This window comes from Neglectibacter caecimuris (assembly GCF_034335015.1).
Lineage (GTDB): Bacteria > Bacillota > Clostridia > Oscillospirales > Acutalibacteraceae > Acutalibacter > Acutalibacter caecimuris_A.
In genome coordinates this window covers 390656-407746 of sequence record NZ_JAWXXK010000003.1, presented here as the reverse complement: position 1 = coordinate 407746, position 17091 = coordinate 390656, and the positions used below count along the sequence as shown (strand labels likewise).

19 protein-coding genes are annotated in these 17091 nt (G+C 48.9%); 11 read left to right on the top strand and 8 right to left on the bottom strand.

Annotated features, from left to right (window positions below; all coding sequences use genetic code 11):
- Positions 1-2 precede the first annotated feature (2 nt).
- A complete protein-coding gene (locus U8T64_RS04940; protein ID WP_322181509.1) occupies positions 3-722 on the bottom strand; it encodes a DUF6577 family protein in 720 nt (239 codons plus the stop codon).
- Between the two features lie 256 nt (positions 723-978).
- Between U8T64_RS04940 and U8T64_RS04935 the strand changes: the two genes are divergently transcribed.
- The 9 genes from U8T64_RS04935 to U8T64_RS04895 all read left to right on the top strand — a co-directional run bounded on the left by U8T64_RS04935 (position 979) and on the right by U8T64_RS04895 (position 9563).
- Positions 979-1464: a hypothetical protein gene (locus U8T64_RS04935; RefSeq protein ID WP_322181507.1), complete on the top strand. Its 486-nt coding sequence runs from the start codon at positions 979-981 to the stop codon at positions 1462-1464.
- On the top strand, positions 1465-2448 hold the full coding sequence (locus tag U8T64_RS04930; RefSeq protein WP_322181505.1) for a DUF4314 domain-containing protein: 984 nt from the start codon (positions 1465-1467) through the stop codon (positions 2446-2448).
- Between the two features lies 1 nt (position 2449).
- A complete protein-coding gene (locus tag U8T64_RS04925; RefSeq protein WP_322182035.1) occupies positions 2450-3604 on the top strand; it encodes an antirestriction protein ArdA in 1155 nt (384 codons plus the stop codon).
- Positions 3605-3629: 25 nt separating this feature from the next.
- Positions 3630-3911: a hypothetical protein gene (locus tag U8T64_RS04920; protein ID WP_322181504.1), complete on the top strand. Its 282-nt coding sequence runs from the start codon at positions 3630-3632 to the stop codon at positions 3909-3911.
- 337 nt (positions 3912-4248) lie between these two features.
- Positions 4249-5790 carry a recombinase family protein gene (locus tag U8T64_RS04915; protein ID WP_322181502.1) on the top strand — a complete coding sequence of 514 codons (1542 nt, stop codon included), beginning with the start codon at positions 4249-4251 and terminating at the stop codon, positions 5788-5790.
- A gap of 11 nt (positions 5791-5801) precedes the next feature.
- Positions 5802-6692, top strand: a complete 891-nt coding sequence (locus tag U8T64_RS04910; RefSeq protein ID WP_322181501.1) for a recombinase family protein — start codon at positions 5802-5804, stop codon at positions 6690-6692.
- Positions 6670-8304, top strand: a complete 1635-nt coding sequence (locus tag U8T64_RS04905) for a recombinase family protein (RefSeq protein ID WP_322181499.1) — start codon at positions 6670-6672, stop codon at positions 8302-8304. Before U8T64_RS04910 ends, U8T64_RS04905 begins: the two co-directional genes overlap by 23 nt.
- 87 nt (positions 8305-8391) lie before the next feature.
- The gene (locus U8T64_RS04900) at positions 8392-8832 is read left to right on the top strand and encodes a hypothetical protein (protein ID WP_322181497.1); all 441 of its coding nucleotides are present in this window, start codon (positions 8392-8394) and stop codon (positions 8830-8832) included.
- A gap of 83 nt (positions 8833-8915) precedes the next feature.
- On the top strand, positions 8916-9563 hold the full coding sequence (locus tag U8T64_RS04895; protein WP_322181495.1) for a hypothetical protein: 648 nt from the start codon (positions 8916-8918) through the stop codon (positions 9561-9563).
- A 372-nt stretch (positions 9564-9935) separates the two neighbouring features.
- On the opposite strand, the gene U8T64_RS13870 is transcribed toward U8T64_RS04895, so the two are convergent.
- Positions 9936-10319, bottom strand: a complete 384-nt coding sequence (locus U8T64_RS13870; RefSeq protein ID WP_367575398.1) for a helix-turn-helix domain-containing protein — start codon at positions 10317-10319, stop codon at positions 9936-9938.
- 124 nt (positions 10320-10443) lie between these two features.
- Here U8T64_RS13870 and U8T64_RS04885 point away from each other — a divergent pair, with 124 nt between their 5' ends.
- Complete coding sequence (locus U8T64_RS04885; protein ID WP_322181494.1) at positions 10444-10803, top strand: hypothetical protein; 360 nt, start codon at positions 10444-10446, stop codon at positions 10801-10803.
- 98 nt (positions 10804-10901) lie between these two features.
- Complete coding sequence (locus tag U8T64_RS04880; RefSeq protein WP_322181492.1) at positions 10902-11252, top strand: hypothetical protein; 351 nt, start codon at positions 10902-10904, stop codon at positions 11250-11252.
- A gap of 146 nt (positions 11253-11398) precedes the next feature.
- Here U8T64_RS04880 and U8T64_RS04875 read toward each other — a convergent pair whose 3' ends face one another.
- From U8T64_RS04875 to U8T64_RS04850, 6 genes are read right to left on the bottom strand one after another with little or no spacing between them, the layout of a single operon-like run.
- On the bottom strand, positions 11399-12298 hold the full coding sequence (locus tag U8T64_RS04875; RefSeq protein WP_322181490.1) for a DUF6551 family protein: 900 nt from the start codon (positions 12296-12298) through the stop codon (positions 11399-11401).
- Complete coding sequence (locus U8T64_RS04870; RefSeq protein ID WP_322181488.1) at positions 12298-13272, bottom strand: ParB N-terminal domain-containing protein; 975 nt, start codon at positions 13270-13272, stop codon at positions 12298-12300. The genes U8T64_RS04875 and U8T64_RS04870 overlap by 1 nt, the downstream gene beginning before the upstream one ends.
- Positions 13265-13648, bottom strand: coding sequence for a hypothetical protein (locus U8T64_RS04865; protein ID WP_322181486.1), 384 nt, complete (start codon positions 13646-13648; stop codon positions 13265-13267). Before U8T64_RS04865 ends, U8T64_RS04870 begins: the two co-directional genes overlap by 8 nt.
- Positions 13641-14435, bottom strand: a complete 795-nt coding sequence (locus U8T64_RS04860; RefSeq protein ID WP_322181485.1) for a hypothetical protein — start codon at positions 14433-14435, stop codon at positions 13641-13643. Before U8T64_RS04860 ends, U8T64_RS04865 begins: the two co-directional genes overlap by 8 nt.
- Positions 14428-16341 carry a recombinase family protein gene (locus U8T64_RS04855; protein ID WP_322181483.1) on the bottom strand — a complete coding sequence of 638 codons (1914 nt, stop codon included), beginning with the start codon at positions 16339-16341 and terminating at the stop codon, positions 14428-14430. The genes U8T64_RS04860 and U8T64_RS04855 overlap by 8 nt, the downstream gene beginning before the upstream one ends.
- The gene (locus U8T64_RS04850; RefSeq protein ID WP_322181481.1) at positions 16334-16942 is read right to left on the bottom strand and encodes a recombinase family protein; all 609 of its coding nucleotides are present in this window, start codon (positions 16940-16942) and stop codon (positions 16334-16336) included. Before U8T64_RS04850 ends, U8T64_RS04855 begins: the two co-directional genes overlap by 8 nt.
- Positions 16943-17091: the final 149 nt, after the last annotated feature.

The window sequence follows — 17091 nt, the reverse complement described above, 5'->3', positions numbered from 1 at the left end:
CATTACTCCGTTCTTAACAGTGATTTATCTATCTGCTCAAGCACCTTGGCCTTTGCGTTTCTTCTCCGAGCATAACGGAAGAGTTGGCTTTCGTCAATATAGAACTCTTTGAAAGCTTGTGTGAAAATCATCTTGTATTCTCCCTGATTTACACAGGAACGGAGAAGTTTATCCGCAACGATGTCTACGAGCAGCTTCTCAAGGTCGGTATGCCAGAATACGTCGGTTCCTTTGGGTGCCTCCGTAATCAACTTCTCAATAACGAGCATATCGTCCGCCCAATACTGATGATACATATCCACATTGGGATTCAGCAGGATGCGACCGGCATACTCTTCTTTCAGGGTGTCAAAGACATACTCTCCGAGGTCACCCTCTACGGAAATAAACAACGCATTATGCGCGATTTGGTGATTCACAAACTCGTTGAGTTGGATAAGCTCAAAAATGCGGAAGTCTAATTCTGGATAGATCTCTTGTATCTTACCGGCTACCGAAGTCGCAAGTATGGAATACTCGTGGCTGTACTTCCTCGAGGTCTTGTCGATCACGCAATAATTGTTCCTTCCAACTCGAGCAATGGAACCGCTGTCCAAGAGCTTTTGCATCGCAAAGCGGCAGGAGGCATCGGAGGCTTCCTTATTCTCTGCCCTGAAGGCAAGGGCAAAATCATTCCGTGTAAAATTACCCGAGTTTGATAGCGCAGTTAAAAACTCTGTCATGACGCAGCACTCCTTTCTTCGAGAACTGCAAATCGGCAAAAAATCTGAGATTTGCCGTTTTGCAGTTATATCATACCAGTCAGCGCACAGACTGTCAACTGCAAATCGGCAAAAGAATGTAAAGTTTGCCGATTTGCAGCATTCGCTCATATTTAGTATATGCAAAACGAGAGGGCATGATACAGAACCGAAAAGTTGTCCTGGCTTTATGAGTTCGGAGCTGGTATAGTGTTCGCTTACAAGGAGGGAAAGAAACATGGTACACGCAAAAGATCCCGAAACCAAATACGCATTGCGGCCCGCTTCACAGGAAGAAGCGGGTCTTTTCTATGCCATGTCCCCTGAAGATGATGCCGAGCTTGGTTGCATCGGTCATGTCCGAATCGACTTTGGCCGTAGTGGCAAGGAGTTCTGGCACACATGGCATCCCCGCGGCTTGGAAGAGTGGAACTCCCCCGAGTTTAAGGCAGAGCTGCAAGAAGTCGTGGACGAAATGCGGCAGACCGTTCTGTCAGACATGGTTGGCATGAGGCGCTTCTGCGCAGACAACGGCGGCTATATGGATGGAGGTTGGGCGCCGAACTACGGCTATATCGCTGAAACCAAAAAGTACCGCTACTGTCTGCGATGCATTCCTATGCAGGGTGACTACAATGCCTACCTGACCTGCTTTGACAAGCAGATACAGGAAATGAATCAAACCGAGCAGCCCGAACAGGGCATGCAGATGGGAGGTTTATAAATGAAGCAAATTACAAAAGAGTGGCTGTCGTTTCTAAGGGAACAGTACCCTGTCGGAAGCCGCATCAGGCTCAACAGCATGGAAGACCCCTTTGCGCCAATCGAGCCTGGAACCATGGGCACCCTGCGCGTCATCGACGATATCGGCACCTTCCATGTGGATTGGGACAATGGTCGCACTCTCGGCGTAGTGCCCGGCGAGGACAGCTTCAGCCTTGTGCATCCAGAACCGACGATCCTGAAACTGTATATGCCTTTGAATGCTGACCTTTACTACAAAGACGATTGGGGCGATACTTGTGAGGAACCTGAAACGCTTACCGGTCAGTCGCTCAAAGCGTATGAAGGTCCCATCCTGGCTGCTCTTGCCAAATGCCGAATGCCGGAAGAGACCGAGCGCGGCATTATGCACTGGTATGACCATGGCGACAGCATTGACCGGAAGGTCAAGTCAGTCGTATTCACTGCGGAAGAGCGAGATAATCAGCTTTGGGGGGTAGCTGAGTGCCGAGTGATTGGCGAACTCACGCAGGAGGAAATGACTACCCTGAAGGACTACATCTCCGGTCAGGCATCAGACGGCTGGGGTGAGAGCTTTGAGCAGCAGGAAATCCGTGTCGATGACGGAGAGTTGTATGTCCATCTCTGGGATTTCAATGACTGGAGCATTCAGACAGAGGAAGAGCGCTTCACTCCGAAGCTTGCGGAGGGTCTGCCTGAAATGTGCTTCTCCACCCTGAAAAGTTCTGGCGACCTTATCTGCATCAAGCGTGGAGAGACCGGCTACTTTCCTTCCGATTGGAGTACCACAGACAAGACTCGCAACGCCGAGTTAGCCAATGAGCTCAACGAAAAACTGGGTATCACCCCGGAACAGCGGCAGGCTATGGAAGTCGGCAGCATGTGCGGCTGGAATGTCCCAGGCGCCGATCCCGCCGCCTACGAACAGGATACTCCCCAGCAGGGAGGGATGACACTTGCGTAATGTGATGCATCTGTGTATTGGATCACAGGGAATACCCGATGGTCGCTACGCAGAAATCGACCTTCCGGCGACTCCATATCGATTGCTCGATGCCTTAGACGAGCTGGGCATTAAAAGCACCGAGGATATCACTTATAAGGAAGTCCTGGACTATGGCGGCTTCAGCTATCTGGAACCATACTTCAATGAAGGTACAAGCCTTGAGGAGCTGAATGCGCTGGCGCAGAAGCTTTCGACCTTCGACCGCGTTGACACCATCGCCTTTGAGGGAATGGTAAAGATGGCGGAACAGAAGTTGGAACCTCTCGGTATGAAGGAAATCATTAACTATGCATATAGCACGGACAGCTGCCATGTGGTCAGTGATGTATTTGATGACGAGCAGCTCGGGCGCTTCTATGCCGGCAACGGATTCATGCCCGAGTATGAAAACCTTCCCGACAATATCTATGAGCACCTTGACTTTGCCAAAATCGGGCGGGAGTCCAGAGAAGCGGAAGGCGGCGTCTACACTCAGCGAGGATATGTCCTACGAGAAGATGAAATCGTACAGGCATATGACACGCTGGACTTGGAACTCAAAAAGCCGGAGTACGGAGTGCGGCTCGTGCTTTCCTCCGTAGAGGATGGTCAATGCGTGGAACTCGACCTGCCTGCCACACAAGACCAGATCGACCAAGCGCTTATGAGAATCAACCTGGACAGTTGCGAGGGCGCAATGCTTCATGACTATGACGGTCCCATCTGGGATCTGGACATTGATCTCTATGAATTGAATGGCTTGGCCAGTCTCAACGAACTGGCAAAGGTAGCGCAGAAGCTGGATGCCAACGGGCAGCTCGTAAAGTTCAAGGCTGTAATTGCCGCCAACGACTGCCATAATGTACTGGAGGCCATCAACCTTGCTGATCGCTTGGATGATTACTGCTTTGATCCGGCCCTATATTCCCCCATTTCCATTGGCAGAGAAGGGATCCATGCAATTGCCTCGGATGCGGATGCTGCCCTTCTGTCAAAGCATATCAACCTGTATGCTTTCGGTGAGGAGTATATGGAAACCTGTGGATTCAAACTGACTGACTATGGTGTTGTGGCCCGAAATAGAGAGCAATCTTTGGGGCAAGATGAAGAGCCTGGGCCGAAGATGACAATGTAGTACACATTCCTTTTTTGGAGGTGTCATGCGCAACAGCGAATTAGAACATAGTCCCGCCTCTGACGCTCAGTGGCAATGTCTCATCGAAGCGATCATTCTATCCTCCGTTGCTACCTACCGAAAACTCAGGAGTAAACAGCGGAAAGGCAAAGAATTGACACCGCTGGAGCAGGAAGAACTACAGGAAATCGAGAAGTTTTTCCTCGGCGATTGGTTTGCATGGCTTTGCGACCTCGACGGAGCAGAGCTCCTGAAACAGCTTCAGAATGAGACGAAACGAATCAAGACAGGCTTCGCCCTGCCTTAAGCATCCTTATACCAAAGAAAGGAGTCAAATGCTATCTGAGAAACAATCAAAAAGTGCAAATTATCTTTGCATCCTCTCCGTGCTGAGGGGCATGCATACCAAAGGCATGATCACCGACAAGGAATATGTCCGTGCCAAGAAATACTATCGTCAGCTTACCGGCGCAGACATTGTACTTGCCGACTGAACTGCATCATCTATTTCTTTCTTCTTTATCCATTTTAGTCCTGGCTATTTAGTTTTGTTTGAGTATAATGTCTGTTAAGCCGGGAAAGTGGTATCGCATATAAAATGATACAAACCACTTCAGAACGCTAAAGCAAAGGAGGAACGCTGCGTGGGCAAGGCAAAGCTCATATCCCCAATCACCAGACAAAGTGTGCAACGCCAGAGAGTTGCAGCCTATTGCCGAGTATCTTCAAACTCTGCTGACCAGCTGAACTCCTACGCTGCCCAAATCCGAGTATACACCAAACTCATCAATAATAAGCCCGAATGGGAACTCGTGGACATTTTCGCTGATGAGGGTCTCAGCGGCACCAAAGCTGAAACAAGGCCTGAATTTCAGAGAATGATTCATATGTGCGAAAGGCGGGAGATTGACCTTGTCATCACAAAGTCAGTCTCCCGCTTTGCACGAAATGTGCCTGAGTCCCTTGAATACGCCCGCAAGCTGAAACTGCTGGGTATCGGCATTCAATTCGAAAAGGAAGGCATCAACACCTTAGCCATGGGTGATGAGATGCTTCTAAATACATTCTCTGCCATAGCGCAGGAAGAATCTCAATCCATCTCACAAAACCTGCGCCTCGCAAATGTCAAGCGCATGGAACTGGGTGAGTATGTGTCCAGCTGTGCGGCATATGGCTACCGCCTTGTTGATAAAGCTCTGGTGCCTTATGAGCCGGAAGCCAAAGTTGTCCGTGACATCTTCGGGAAATACCTGCAAGGCTGGTCTACAAACCAGATCGCCAAATATCTTAACGAGTCTGCTGTCCCCTCCAAGTTTGGGCATGGCACCTGGACTCAGACCGTAGTGAAATACATCATTACAAATGAGCGCTACATTGGGGATTCCAAGTTCCAGAAAAAATACGCAGAGCCAACCGTGCCGTTCAAGCGGCACAAGAATCGTGGCGAGATGGATATGTTCTATGTCAAAGCCACACATCCAGCCATTCTTGATGCAGAGGTCTATTACCAGGCACAAGAGTTGCTAAAGAGAAGGCAAGAGAAATACGCCAAAAATGATACTCTTAATACTTACCCTCTTACGAGCCGCATTCGGTGTTCCGAATGCGGCTCTTTCTATCATCGAAAGGTCAGAGGCGGCATAGTGAAGTGGGTCTGCGGCAAACACAGTAAGGATGCTGCGACCTGTCCTGCCTCCTACTACAGCGAGGAGCGGATCTACGATGGGCTTGCCTCAGTCATCAATAAGCTTCGCTTCGGGGAGGAAGATATCCTCGCACAGGTTATCGACAAGCTGGAAGCTGCAACAACCACATACAAGCGAAATAACAAAGAAGCAAGTGATCTCAGCCAGAGTATCGCAGAAATTAACGCCAAGCTTCTTGTCCTTGATCAACTTCGGTCAAAGGGTTACCTCGAACCGGAAATCCACCAGGCACAAACGATTGACCTGAGAAATCAGCTCAACAAGATCCGTGCGCAGCGTAGCAGCACCTTTGAAACAAAAATTACGGAAATGCTGGAGCAGGTCAGGAAACTAAAACGCCTGATTGACGAGCTGGAAGAACCGATGGAAGTCTTCGATGAGCGCCTGCTTGTTGAATGCATCACTGACATCCACATCAACAATTGTGATGAGATGACCGTGACGATGCTTGGCGGTCTGGAATTCAAAGAACAGCTGTAGGAGAACTGACCATGAAGAAGAATCGCTTTATCCCATACGGTTATACCATGCGAGGTGGTCACATGATCATCCAACGCGAAGAAGCCGAAGTCATCAGGGGCATCTTCTCAAGCTATCTCAATGGCTCATCTTTAAAAGCGATTGCCGAAGAGCTTACTCGCCAAAAGGTGCAATATACGGAGAAAACGGATGTCTGGGATAAAGCAAGAATCGCAAGGATCATTGATAACTCGAGATACACAGGTTGTGAAGAATATGATCCGATCATTGACGAGGAGGTCTATGAGGAGGCAGTTGCCGTCAAGACTGCGCGCCAGCGAAATCAAATGCTCAAAGACAGCGAGGCAATTGCCCTACTCAGGGATCGTATGAGATGCGGAAAGTGCGGATACCCCATGGTGCGTCGCATTGATTCGAAATGCAAGATCCACGAAAGCTGGACTTGCGTGAACGATGGCTGCGGATTCCGCATCCGTATCAGCGACAACGACCAGCTCACAAAAATCAATCTTCTGGTAAACCGGCTCATAGTCAACAGCGACTTGCTCATCCCACGAAAGCGTCAGAAACGGCCTGACTCACCCATCGTCGCTGCCCTGCAAGCTGAAATAGATGACGAGCTTATGCGGGATCACCCGAGCGAACCTTTCATCGTCAGTAAAATCGGCGATATCGCTTCACAGCTATATGCAGAGACAAACGCAAAAGCTATGATTGCTGCACAGGTCGCCAAGAAAAGAGCCATGCTGATGAAACCGGAAGAGTTCTTCAGCTGCACAAACTTCTCAGACTTAATCGAAACCGTGGCGCTCGGCGAAGGCGGAATGGTCACGCTACGGACGAAAACAGATACCATCATCAGCGAAGGAGCCTCAGAACATGGAAGTAACCAAGATACCTAAGAAGAGAGTTACGGTGATTGATCCCAAACGGTCTGTCATCGTCGACAAGGCCAAGTACAACCAGCTGAGAGTTGCGGCTTACTGCCGCGTCTCTACAGACAGCGAGGAGCAGCTCACATCCTATAACACCCAGATGAAAGTCTATACGGAAATGATCTCAGCCAAGAAGGAGTGGACTTTCGCCGGTATGTACGCTGATGAGGGCATCTCCGGCACCCGTGCGGACAAGCGCCCTGCCTTCAAACGGTTGATCAATGACTGCCTGTCCGGTAAGGTCGACTATATCATCACGAAGTCTGTCTCTCGCTTCGCACGAAACACCGTTGATTGCATCGATACTGTGCGTATGCTGACAGGTCGAGGGATCGGCGTCTTCTTCGAGGAACAGAACATCGACACACTGAAAAGCGACAGCGAACTGTATCTAGTCATCTACGCAGGCTTCGCCCAGTCCGAATCGGAGAGTATGAGCCGTAATATCACATGGAGCTTCCGCAAAAACTTCGAAGATGGTAAAGCTGTGTTCATCTATAAAAAACTGCTTGGATACAGGCGTGGCGAAGATGGCAACCCGGAGATCGTGCCTTATGAAGCTGAAATCGTAGAAAGGATATTCAATATGTTCCTCGCGGGACAACCGGTTAATGTGATTGCTCAGACCTTGCGAAAAGAGAATATCCAAATCCCAGGCAAAGACCTGACCTTCAGCAAAGCCATGATTATGAGTATTCTGAAAAATGAAAAATACTGCGGCGACTGCATCCTCCAAAAGACCGTCACTGTAGATTGCATTTCCAAGACCCGTAAGGTAAACGAGGGCGAGGCGCCCATGTATCTGGTCGAAAACAACCACCCAGCCATCATCAGCAGAGAGATCTTCAACCGAACTCAAGAGGAAATCAGCCGCAGAAATGTATCCGCGCCTAAGTCCTCCAGGAATTGCATTACTGCAAGCGGCAAATACAGCAAATACGCTCTCACAGAGGTACTGAAATGTGCCGAGTGCGGGAGTAACTATCGCCGCTGCACTTGGACATCTCACGGACAGCGACGAATCGTATGGCGCTGTGTCAGTCGCTTGGACTACGGTAAGAAGTATTGCAAGGATTCCATCACAGTCTTCGAAACAGCACTGCAAGAAGCCATTGTTCGAGCGTTGAACCGCTTTAACGCAGAGAACGAGTCAACCTACCTCACACTAATGAAAGCCACCATTGGCGATGCCATCGGCATCAACGGAGGCTCCGATGAAATTGATCTTCTTAGCCGCCGCATCGACGCGCTGAACAAGAGAATGATGAGTATGGTCAATGAAACCATTCAAAGCGGCTTGGATATTGAAAGTAACGAGGATGAGTTCAAGGAAATCTCCGAGAACATTGAGCAGCTCAAACGCCGTATCGATGCGATTCGGGAGAGTCAAATCGAAGATGGCCGCCTTGCCGACCGGCTGGAGCAGATCCAGAACATCATCGACCAGCGTGAGGAAAACAAAGATCAATATGATGACTCCATCGTCAGACAGATGATTGAATGCATTAAGGTACACAAGGACGGAAAGCTCACCATAATCTTCGGTGGCGGTTACGAAATCGAAGAATACTTAGAGTAAATCAATTCAAAAAAGCCGAATGGAGATGATAAATAGACTGTGCTTTTACACCTGGCTATTCTCTTTATTGCGAAGGTATTCGACAATATGCTTGCTACTGCAAAGACGATTCTCGTACAGCGAAACCGCTGTGTGTTGGCGGGCCTGTCTCTTGCAGTATCAAACTTTCTCTATCTTTGCATCACCAAAAACATTGTGACCTCAAACAGCGGCCTTGCCCTGATCGTGGTATCTGTGGCAAGCGGCGTTGGCTGCTGTCTTGCGGTCGCTGTCAGCAACAAGTTTTCAAAAGACAAAACCTATGTCAATGTCATCATGTCGGATAATCTTGCCGCCATGCAAAGCTTCCGAGACTTCCTTGCGGAGCATCATATCACCAATGTGGCGGCAGACAGCTATACTCTGGACTGGAGCCAGAAAACCATTACCATTACTGCTTATGCTGAAACAAAGGAACAGAGCCGTCTCATTGACCGGTACATAGGCGATAGCGATCTGAAGTTCAAGCGCGTAGTCAGCAAACACTGATTTTGAACCAGCAGTTCCATGACAAAGATGCAAACACCCATTATCATAGAAGCATAATCAAACGACAAAGGAGTGACCGCAATATGAATCTGAAAGATGCATTCCGTTTCCAGAATAAGCTGCAGTCTCTGATGGACTCCGCTCAGGATATCCTGGGCAGCTCCCGAAACATCACCAAGGTGGAAAACACCTTCCTCCGCAAAAAGGTTATGGCAGAGGCAGAGGATGAAACCACCTTCGAGCAGCCCGCCTTCGAATACAGCGAGCAGATCACCACCATGGCTGAGTTCCTGGTGTATCTGATAACTGAGAAGGAGAAACTGGGTGCAGCCATCTATCATGCCAAGGCCGGCATTGACCTGCCTGCCGGTCTGGATGGCGAAATTGGTCTCAACGGTACCCGCCAGGAGATGGCTGCCCTGTTCCGTCGAATGACAGATGTCCGCAATTCCGAAACTCTGATCCCCAACGGCGGCACCGGTTACCGTTTCAACAACGAAGGCAACCAGGTCTCCTACCGCTGCGATGTGAAGAAGGTGGTCACCATCAACTTTGACCGCAACAAGGTGCGCAAGCTTTGCGGTGACCTGAGCAGGAAAGCTGACGAGGTGTCCGGCAAGCTGGATGCAGCTCTGGTCAACACCGAGGTAGCCTATGACGCACCCTTCGATATCAACGATACCTTCTCCGACATCTTTGAAGCCTACGCTGGGGTGAAGGCCGACGCCTGATCCTCAGCCCATGGGGTAGTACACAGCTATTGAAGGTACAGCGGGATAAGAGAAAGTGGCGACCGGTTCAGGTACAGACGAACTATAGTGCTGCACACCATAAGTGAGACGAAAGTCTGGGCTTACATCAAAGAAATGCGGTATGATACCGCTCCAAATATGAAACAGGACAACCCCCGTTTCGAGCAGCAATCTACACTCTGCCAGCCTTTCGATCATCGTCAATTCGAACCACCCACATAACACTCTCACATCTCCATCTCGATAGCTTCGCTCTTAAATGAGCGAAATAGGATTAGTTATCCTATTCTGCCAATATTGGCAAATAACAGTGCGAAACATCGGTATGCGAGGAGCTTCTCCAAGAGAAGACTACGCAGACGCATGCTCCGCACAACAAATGGTCCAAACGATCTTGGACTTCCGCTGTATCTTCAATAGCTGTGTAATGTGTCCCCAATAAAGCGGTGAGCAGCAGGCTGCTTCAGCCTGCTGCTCATTCACTAAGATATTCAGTTTTGGCCTCGTTTGTACCAGGATCTCGTCTACGGTTACATCAAGCAAGGCACCGAGAGCGTACAGGTTATCGACGGTAGGAAGGCTTTGACCACTCTGCCACTTGTAGATGGCACGGGGCTCTTCAAAGCCAAAATAGGTCTGAAGGTCACGGACACTGAGTCCCCGATCTTCACGCAGGCGCACGATGTTTGCGCCGGTGGCTACAGGATCAATGACCGGAAAGGGCTTATTCATCATGGCAATCGCCTCCATTCATAATTTCCCATAAGGGGAGTATTTGAGAATAACCGATTTGAATGAGAAAAGCAAGTCAATTTTGCCCATTGTAATCCAAATGTTATATTGTCGAGGTGCAATCAAAATGGAACCAAAACAGAATCCCGGTTGTTGGCCAATCAGCAAGTTTTCTCTGCTCAATTCGTACTATGCCATCATTGATACCGCAGATTACTTGGCTGACCGACTCTTCATCAACAAAAAAGTGAGGGTTTGGTTTGGTGCTGAATATTGCTGCCCAGATGCACAGTATCGCGTAATCTTCTGCAAGTGTAGAAAGCGTGATGCCAAGGTCTTCGAAGAAGCCATGGAAGACTTGCCGAGGAAAATGCTACTTTGTGGTCACCCAGACTATATTCAGTTCTGCGAAGAACTCAAAAACAAGATGGACGCCAGGGCGCACGGAGGTGATATATCGCATGAGAAAGCTTGTCCCTCTGCATAAGCAGAGCAAAAAACTGAGAAAGGAGTACTGCGCCAGGCAGAGAGGCTCCTGGAATGGCGTCTGTCCTGTAACGCGCATCGTACCGAATGGTAAAGCCTATGACAGAAATCGAATTAAACGAGCAAATCGCAATCTTGCTGACTGAGCAACCGAATCAGGAAAAAAAGCAGAGCCGTAGGACTTATGCCCGTGTGAAACAAGTGGAAAAGGATGATCGCCTCCTGCGTATCATTCAAGGACACTATATGCCTCAAGCAGGGTATGTGGACTACGGCTTTGACGGCACTACGCCCCTCCACTCAGGCAAGTACATTAAGTATCCGAAGAACAGTAACTGCCAGCGCTGGATGAAGCGGCTGACCTCGAAGAAAGCACGGCGCTGCCGTGATCTTTCGGGGAAAGGTAATGGATACCGCCGTCTGTTCGACTATTGGTGGACACTTTATTAACTCCAAGACTCGACCTCTTAGAAATCAAAACCTTCATCTTTCGATGGATATTCGATGATATGATTCCTTTGCCCAAAAGCGTGTTGTTGTAGTAGTTCAGCCAAATATCCCGCAGAAGCTGCTTTTGAACTGTGTCGAGCGTTACATCATAGCTCATAGTCATCCTTCTCCATATCGGGGAACTGCATCATTTCCGTCTCATCATCGTCTTGGTCATCGCCAATCAGATCCATGTCGGGATCAAGACCTCCCGCTGTCCCTTGGTTCTTCTCATATAACTTTGTCCATTGTAGCGGATACTTGCACTTACGGTTGTAAACCACCAGCATAGCCTCCGCATAGCCGAGGGATCCGGGGCGGCGCTCTTTTGCAGTTCGGGAAAGCTGCTTGATAGATACAGCGCCCACACGCTCCTTGAAGGAATCATCTCGCAACTGCTCGCCATAGGTGTAGACCAGTCTGGCAATGCCGTTGAGAACATTTGCAGAGAGCGAATCCATATCTCCCTCCCAAGTTCCAACGCAAAGACGGAGTGTGCGATCCAGCACATGATAGCCGAATTTATCATAGATGGATTCAACAGACGAAACCGCTGCGATAACACCGTAACTACGGGTCGTGCCAATGCTGAGAGAATAGGACTCCACCAGATCCCGAATCAGGAGTTGTTTCTCATTCCCGGCCTCGATATTCGCCATGAATATCTCGTAGGGCCTCAGTGGACGGACAAATTTCATCTGGTTTGCAAAGACATCAGCTTCATGCTGGTAGCTTAAATCATCGTAAATCATACACCAGACTGGGCACTCACGGGAGCCGGACACCTGCGCCACAATCTCAATGGTGTGCTGACCGTTAACTACATAGTTGACTCCATCGCGGCGGCTGACCTTGACAGGATTGATCTGGTGTAGGTCAAAGTTTGCAGCGGCGTTATCGACCTGTGAGGGCGAAAGACCACGCTGATACTCTTGGCTGGAAACGAGGTTCTGTATTGGGATCAGTTCAAAATGAACTTTGGGAACAAACATACTGAAATCCTGCATTACACATCCTCCTCAATCGCCCTGAGCATCTTGTCTACTTCTTCTCTCAAACCCGATAGCGCCTCACGAAGCAGTTCCTTCGCAGTCAGAGATACAGCGTTCAGATCGGATATGGTCTTTGTCCGTTCAATGGAGCTTCGCCACGATGGGATTGTCAAAGTCAAACCTTTTACCTCGGCATCAGGGTCGTATGCGGGCATCTTCTTTATGCTTGGAACATCTGCAACAGGTCCGGGCTTCTTTCGCTCGGCTCCAGTCGGCAAGTTCAGGCGGGACTCACTGTATCGCCTAAACTGAGGCGTGTCGCTGCCAATGCCTTTCCCGACATGATTGCGGATCTCCTCCGGCGTCATCTCAGCAAGCACAATAAGATTTTCATGAGATATTTTGTAAGTACCTGCGAGAATTAAAGGCACAAGTTCAGGAACTTTCTCTCCAAGCTTGTCGAGCGCCTGACTGTACTTGGAATACTTCTGCACCGCCCCGGACGATACATGATATTTCTCACCAATCCGATTGGCGGTGCGACGGCCGCTTTCCCTGCTGAAGCCTTCCTCCGATACATAGGATTCTGCATGAGAACCTTCCTGCAACCTGCGCTGATACTGATTGGAGCCAAGCGCATTTCGAGCGTTGGTTGCTTTCTCCGCCTCGTACTGTTTTCCAATCAGGTACTTTCTCGTTTCTTCCGTAATATTCCGCCGACCGAGTTGGTTATTGCAGATCCAGACAATTGCCTCATCTCTGCTTTTGAAGTCATAGGTAACAACGCCATAGGGAATGTGGAGCCGATTGCATATCTCATAGCGATTGTGACCATCGACAATATACCCCATCCAAGTAACAATCGGTTCTCTGCAGCCATCCAGGATAAGATTTGCCTCCAAAGTCGAATACTCTTCCTTGTTGAGTGGCCTGATCAGTGCCTTGAACTCTGGATCAATATTGAGTTGTTGGTATCCTTTATCAAGCATCAACTGTCCCCCGTTCAATTTTGCGGATCGATCTGAGAGAGAAATACGCAACTCGGTTTATCGCATCAATCTCGCCGGTAAGACGGTAGCTGAATCGAAAATCCAGAACGCCGTAAATATTGAATATCCCCGACATCAGTGATGCACTATAGAACTCAGCTGATCCACGGGCGCTATGCAACGGTATCTTGTTTGCCGTACCGCCAGCAAGCGGTCGATCCGAGCCAAGAATAGCGATGAACAATTCCTCGGGATTGATAAGAAACTGAATATAGTTGGGATTGCCGAGCTGTTTCAACGTCTCGCTGAAAATGCGAAATCTGTTGCGCTTAAGATCTATTGTCATTTTCGCTACAAATGATTTTGCTTCACCCATTCCATGAACCTCCCAACAGCATATCCAGCACCGGGGCTTCAGCTGTGCCGTCAGCTTCTCTTTGCTCATCGACCTGCGAAATGGAGTTTTCCTTGATTCCATAGATCGCGTAACCATCAAATATGTTGACCTGCAATGACTTTTGGTGTTCCAGGAACGGAAGACCAAACTGCTCTTGCCAACCTTCGGGGAATACGGGTTTGCGAGAGGATTTTGGCTTTTCACCATCTTTTGTGATGCGTTGATACACCTCTGTTGCAGAAAGGTCAAAGGCAATCAGATACTCATCGTTGGCGTGGATCACCTTGCCCAGTAGCTTATAGCGATGGTCAGGATTCCAGCCCATCAGGTCAAAAACCTTTGCGAAGAAGAGCCTGCAGGTGATTTGTTTGGGCTTTCGCTTTCCTGCGCCGGTAGAACACCAGACGAAAGCGTCTCGCTCTTCCTCATGACAGGGACGAATGGCAAGAATCTTTCGGTCACGGTTGACCAACACCTGTACATAGTCAACATGCGGCAAGCGATTGAGGCAGGCAGTATTCACATACACCTTAAAGTTATTGAAAGTAATGGACGGCTCGTTGGTGTGCGCAAAAAATTCACGACGCACAACCTGATACCCTTCATAGTCAAAAGGACCACCTAAGTCAATAATCTCTCCGCTGGGCATATCTTCGCTGGCTTCCGGCTGAAGCGTAAAATTAGCGTCCTGATCAATAGAATCATTCTGAAGGTGTTGAAGTATTCCGGAAACTACGCCCTGCTGTTCGTTCATTTGCTCATTCATCTCTTACTCCCTCCTGCAGCGTCCCGCGCCCCAGCTCACTGGTAATAAAGCTTCTAAGCTCATCGAAGCTTGTCACACACAGCTTTTCTCCTGTTTCGAATAGCTGACCTTCCATTCGGATCTTCCAATCTTCTTCACTCTGGGTTTCCAGCGAAGAAGTCACATGTTGATGCAGATAATACTGTTTTCCAAAAGAGCTCGTCCACGCTTCCGGTATTGCCCGAACTCTGCTTCCGGAATGAGCCAGCGGCCGGACAGATGTAGTTGGATTACCATCGGGATCATGACCGCCTATCATATATGGCTTAAAGAATACCTCTGCCTCGTCGCAATTGAAGAGAACAACGGATTCCTCACCGCTCTGAAAATGCGTACCCAATACGCGGTACTTATAATCTGGATTCCATCCGAAGATCTCGTACAGCGTGTCACGGAAAGCAGTTATATGCACATCCTTGGGATAGTAAACCCCATCAGAAACCTTTGAACACTGAACGGCATGCCGACTGCCCTTGGGCGCTGTGCGCACCGCAAACCGACCGTAGATGGGATCGACCAGAAGTTCAACTTGGTTGTTCTTACCGAACTTGCGAACACAGTCCGTGTTGAACTTTACTTTGCAGTCATGGAAGATAACGCTTGGTCGGTGATAGGAATCAAAAAACTCCGAGCGTGTGATCTCAAACCCTCGCATATCAAAATCTCCGGCAGCTACTTCGATGCGTACCTCCTGTTGGGGCTCATCCTCCGGGACGCACTCCTCCTCGGAGTCGTTTGTCCCTGTTGATAGACTTGCCGCTGCCTGGTAATAGTCCGCTGCCTTGAAGCCGGCCCAGCGAGTGTTAATCGACACGAATCCCTTCAAGATACCGCTGTCTATAACTCGCAGTTCGGGGAGAATGGATTTGTTGCCATACTTTGAATTGTTCAGCAGATGCTGAACAGCAATATAATCATCCCGAGAAACAATGGCTTCATGATGATCGCGATAGATGCTTTGAGGGCGGTCTCCACGGTTCTTCTTCGACTTGTGGGTCAGGTAGTTGGGCGTGAAAGTCTTGCGAGTTCGGACATCACCACAGTGGCGCTCGTTTCGAAGTACCTGAACAACTGAACCGGCTGTCCACTTTACATTGCCCAAATAGGTCTTGCGACCCAACTCAGTAAGCGTTTCAGCGATCTCGGTTGTGGAGTAGCCATACAGAAACATATAAAAAATCAGCTTGACCGTAGGGCTTTCTTCCTCGTTGATGATAAGATTGCCTTCGGAATCGTGGGAATACCCTAAAAGCTTTGGTGTGAGAGGAAGCCCACCATCCAAGCGCATACGGAGAGATGTCTCCATGCTTCGGCTTCGGATGTGCGATTCCTCTTGTGCCATAGTTGCCTGAAATGAAAGAGCCATCTGCGAGTCATCCTTCAGAGAGAAGATGCACTCACTCTCAAAGAAAACGCCCACTGGATGCGGCAAATCAGCAAGGTCTCTAACCATGCTGATGCAATCCACCACATTACGAGCAAAACGAGAAACACTCTTCGTAATGATCATATCGATTTTCCCGGCACGACTGTCTGCTATCATCTGATTGAACTGGTCTCGATGCGCCAAAGAGGTGCCGCTGATACCTTCATCCGCATATATCTTGACCAGAGTCCAGTTCGGGTGGCGAACTACAAAATCTTCGTAATACTTCTTCTGTAATTCATAGGATGTTGTCTGCTGGATGTTATCCGTAGAAACACGGGCATAGACGGCAACCCTTTGAGCTACATCGTTGTCATAGTAGTCTATCTGCTTTTTCGCCGGTATGAACTCGTAGTTCTCAGTATCAATCCGCTTCTGGATGCGAGAACGGACCTTCTGCCGAGCCTCCTCATTCTTCCTGCGCCTGCCTTGATCAATCATGGAGCATACCCCTTATCTGTGAATCTTCATCAGGCAGAACCTTCCAGTCTTCACTCGGAAAGAAAAACGGATCTCTCAGGTCCTCCTGATAGTAGGAGGCCAGTGTGAAGATGTCCTCCGAAACAAAATATATCCCGACAGGCTTTTCCAGTGCCGCCAGGAGCCTTGAGCAGAAGGTCAATTCTGACTGTTTCTTGGAAATGTTGCTTGTCTTCTGCGTGATTATTAGATCCACCTTTCCCTCAAAGCTGTCATTAAGTAAGCGAGACCATTCAGGTGCGCTTTCCATATTCGGTGCTGTGCCGCCCTCGTCAATATAGAATCCAACGAACTCCCACATCGGGCAAAGCCCGATGGTATCCAGGAACTGCTGCTTGTGCTTTTCTAAGTAATTGTCGTACCGGGTCTGGTTGAAGTACCGGATATACACAGCCACCTTAAACGGGTGACTTGGCTTCGGTCTTTCGTGCTTAATACTTTTAAGCCAAGCTCTGTGTTCGGCCAATGCACCCTGTTTCGTGTTTTCCTGTTCAAGCAGGAAGTCAAAAGACGGAAGTACCTCTAAATCAGTTACCTCGCCCGGTTTCATCAAGTCTGCCATGCTACTCCTCCAGTTTCTTTAACCCGACCCCTTGTATCAGACTGCATTCTGCATAATACGCAAAGATTATATAAACTTCTTTGCGGGAAAAGAATACTCCAAGAGTCACAACTATGACTCTCAGTCGAAAAAGAAGAAAAAAAGAAACG

Coding starts and splice junctions, on each gene's coding strand:
- U8T64_RS04940 (WP_322181509.1), bottom strand. CDS start 722: ATGACAGAGTTTTTAACTGCGCTATCAAACTCGGGTAATTTTACACGG.
- U8T64_RS04935 (WP_322181507.1), top strand. CDS start 979: ATGGTACACGCAAAAGATCCCGAAACCAAATACGCATTGCGGCCCGCT.
- U8T64_RS04930 (WP_322181505.1), top strand. CDS start 1,465: ATGAAGCAAATTACAAAAGAGTGGCTGTCGTTTCTAAGGGAACAGTAC.
- U8T64_RS04920 (WP_322181504.1), top strand. CDS start 3,630: ATGCGCAACAGCGAATTAGAACATAGTCCCGCCTCTGACGCTCAGTGG.
- U8T64_RS04910 (WP_322181501.1), top strand. CDS start 5,802: ATGAAGAAGAATCGCTTTATCCCATACGGTTATACCATGCGAGGTGGT.
- U8T64_RS04905 (WP_322181499.1), top strand. CDS start 6,670: ATGGAAGTAACCAAGATACCTAAGAAGAGAGTTACGGTGATTGATCCC.
- U8T64_RS04900 (WP_322181497.1), top strand. CDS start 8,392: ATGCTTGCTACTGCAAAGACGATTCTCGTACAGCGAAACCGCTGTGTG.
- U8T64_RS04895 (WP_322181495.1), top strand. CDS start 8,916: ATGAATCTGAAAGATGCATTCCGTTTCCAGAATAAGCTGCAGTCTCTG.
- U8T64_RS13870 (WP_367575398.1), bottom strand. CDS start 10,319: ATGATGAATAAGCCCTTTCCGGTCATTGATCCTGTAGCCACCGGCGCA.
- U8T64_RS04885 (WP_322181494.1), top strand. CDS start 10,444: ATGGAACCAAAACAGAATCCCGGTTGTTGGCCAATCAGCAAGTTTTCT.
- U8T64_RS04880 (WP_322181492.1), top strand. CDS start 10,902: ATGACAGAAATCGAATTAAACGAGCAAATCGCAATCTTGCTGACTGAG.
- U8T64_RS04875 (WP_322181490.1), bottom strand. CDS start 12,298: ATGCAGGATTTCAGTATGTTTGTTCCCAAAGTTCATTTTGAACTGATC.
- U8T64_RS04870 (WP_322181488.1), bottom strand. CDS start 13,272: ATGCTTGATAAAGGATACCAACAACTCAATATTGATCCAGAGTTCAAG.
- U8T64_RS04865 (WP_322181486.1), bottom strand. CDS start 13,648: ATGGGTGAAGCAAAATCATTTGTAGCGAAAATGACAATAGATCTTAAG.
- U8T64_RS04860 (WP_322181485.1), bottom strand. CDS start 14,435: ATGAATGAGCAAATGAACGAACAGCAGGGCGTAGTTTCCGGAATACTT.
- U8T64_RS04855 (WP_322181483.1), bottom strand. CDS start 16,341: ATGATTGATCAAGGCAGGCGCAGGAAGAATGAGGAGGCTCGGCAGAAG.
- U8T64_RS04850 (WP_322181481.1), bottom strand. CDS start 16,942: ATGGCAGACTTGATGAAACCGGGCGAGGTAACTGATTTAGAGGTACTT.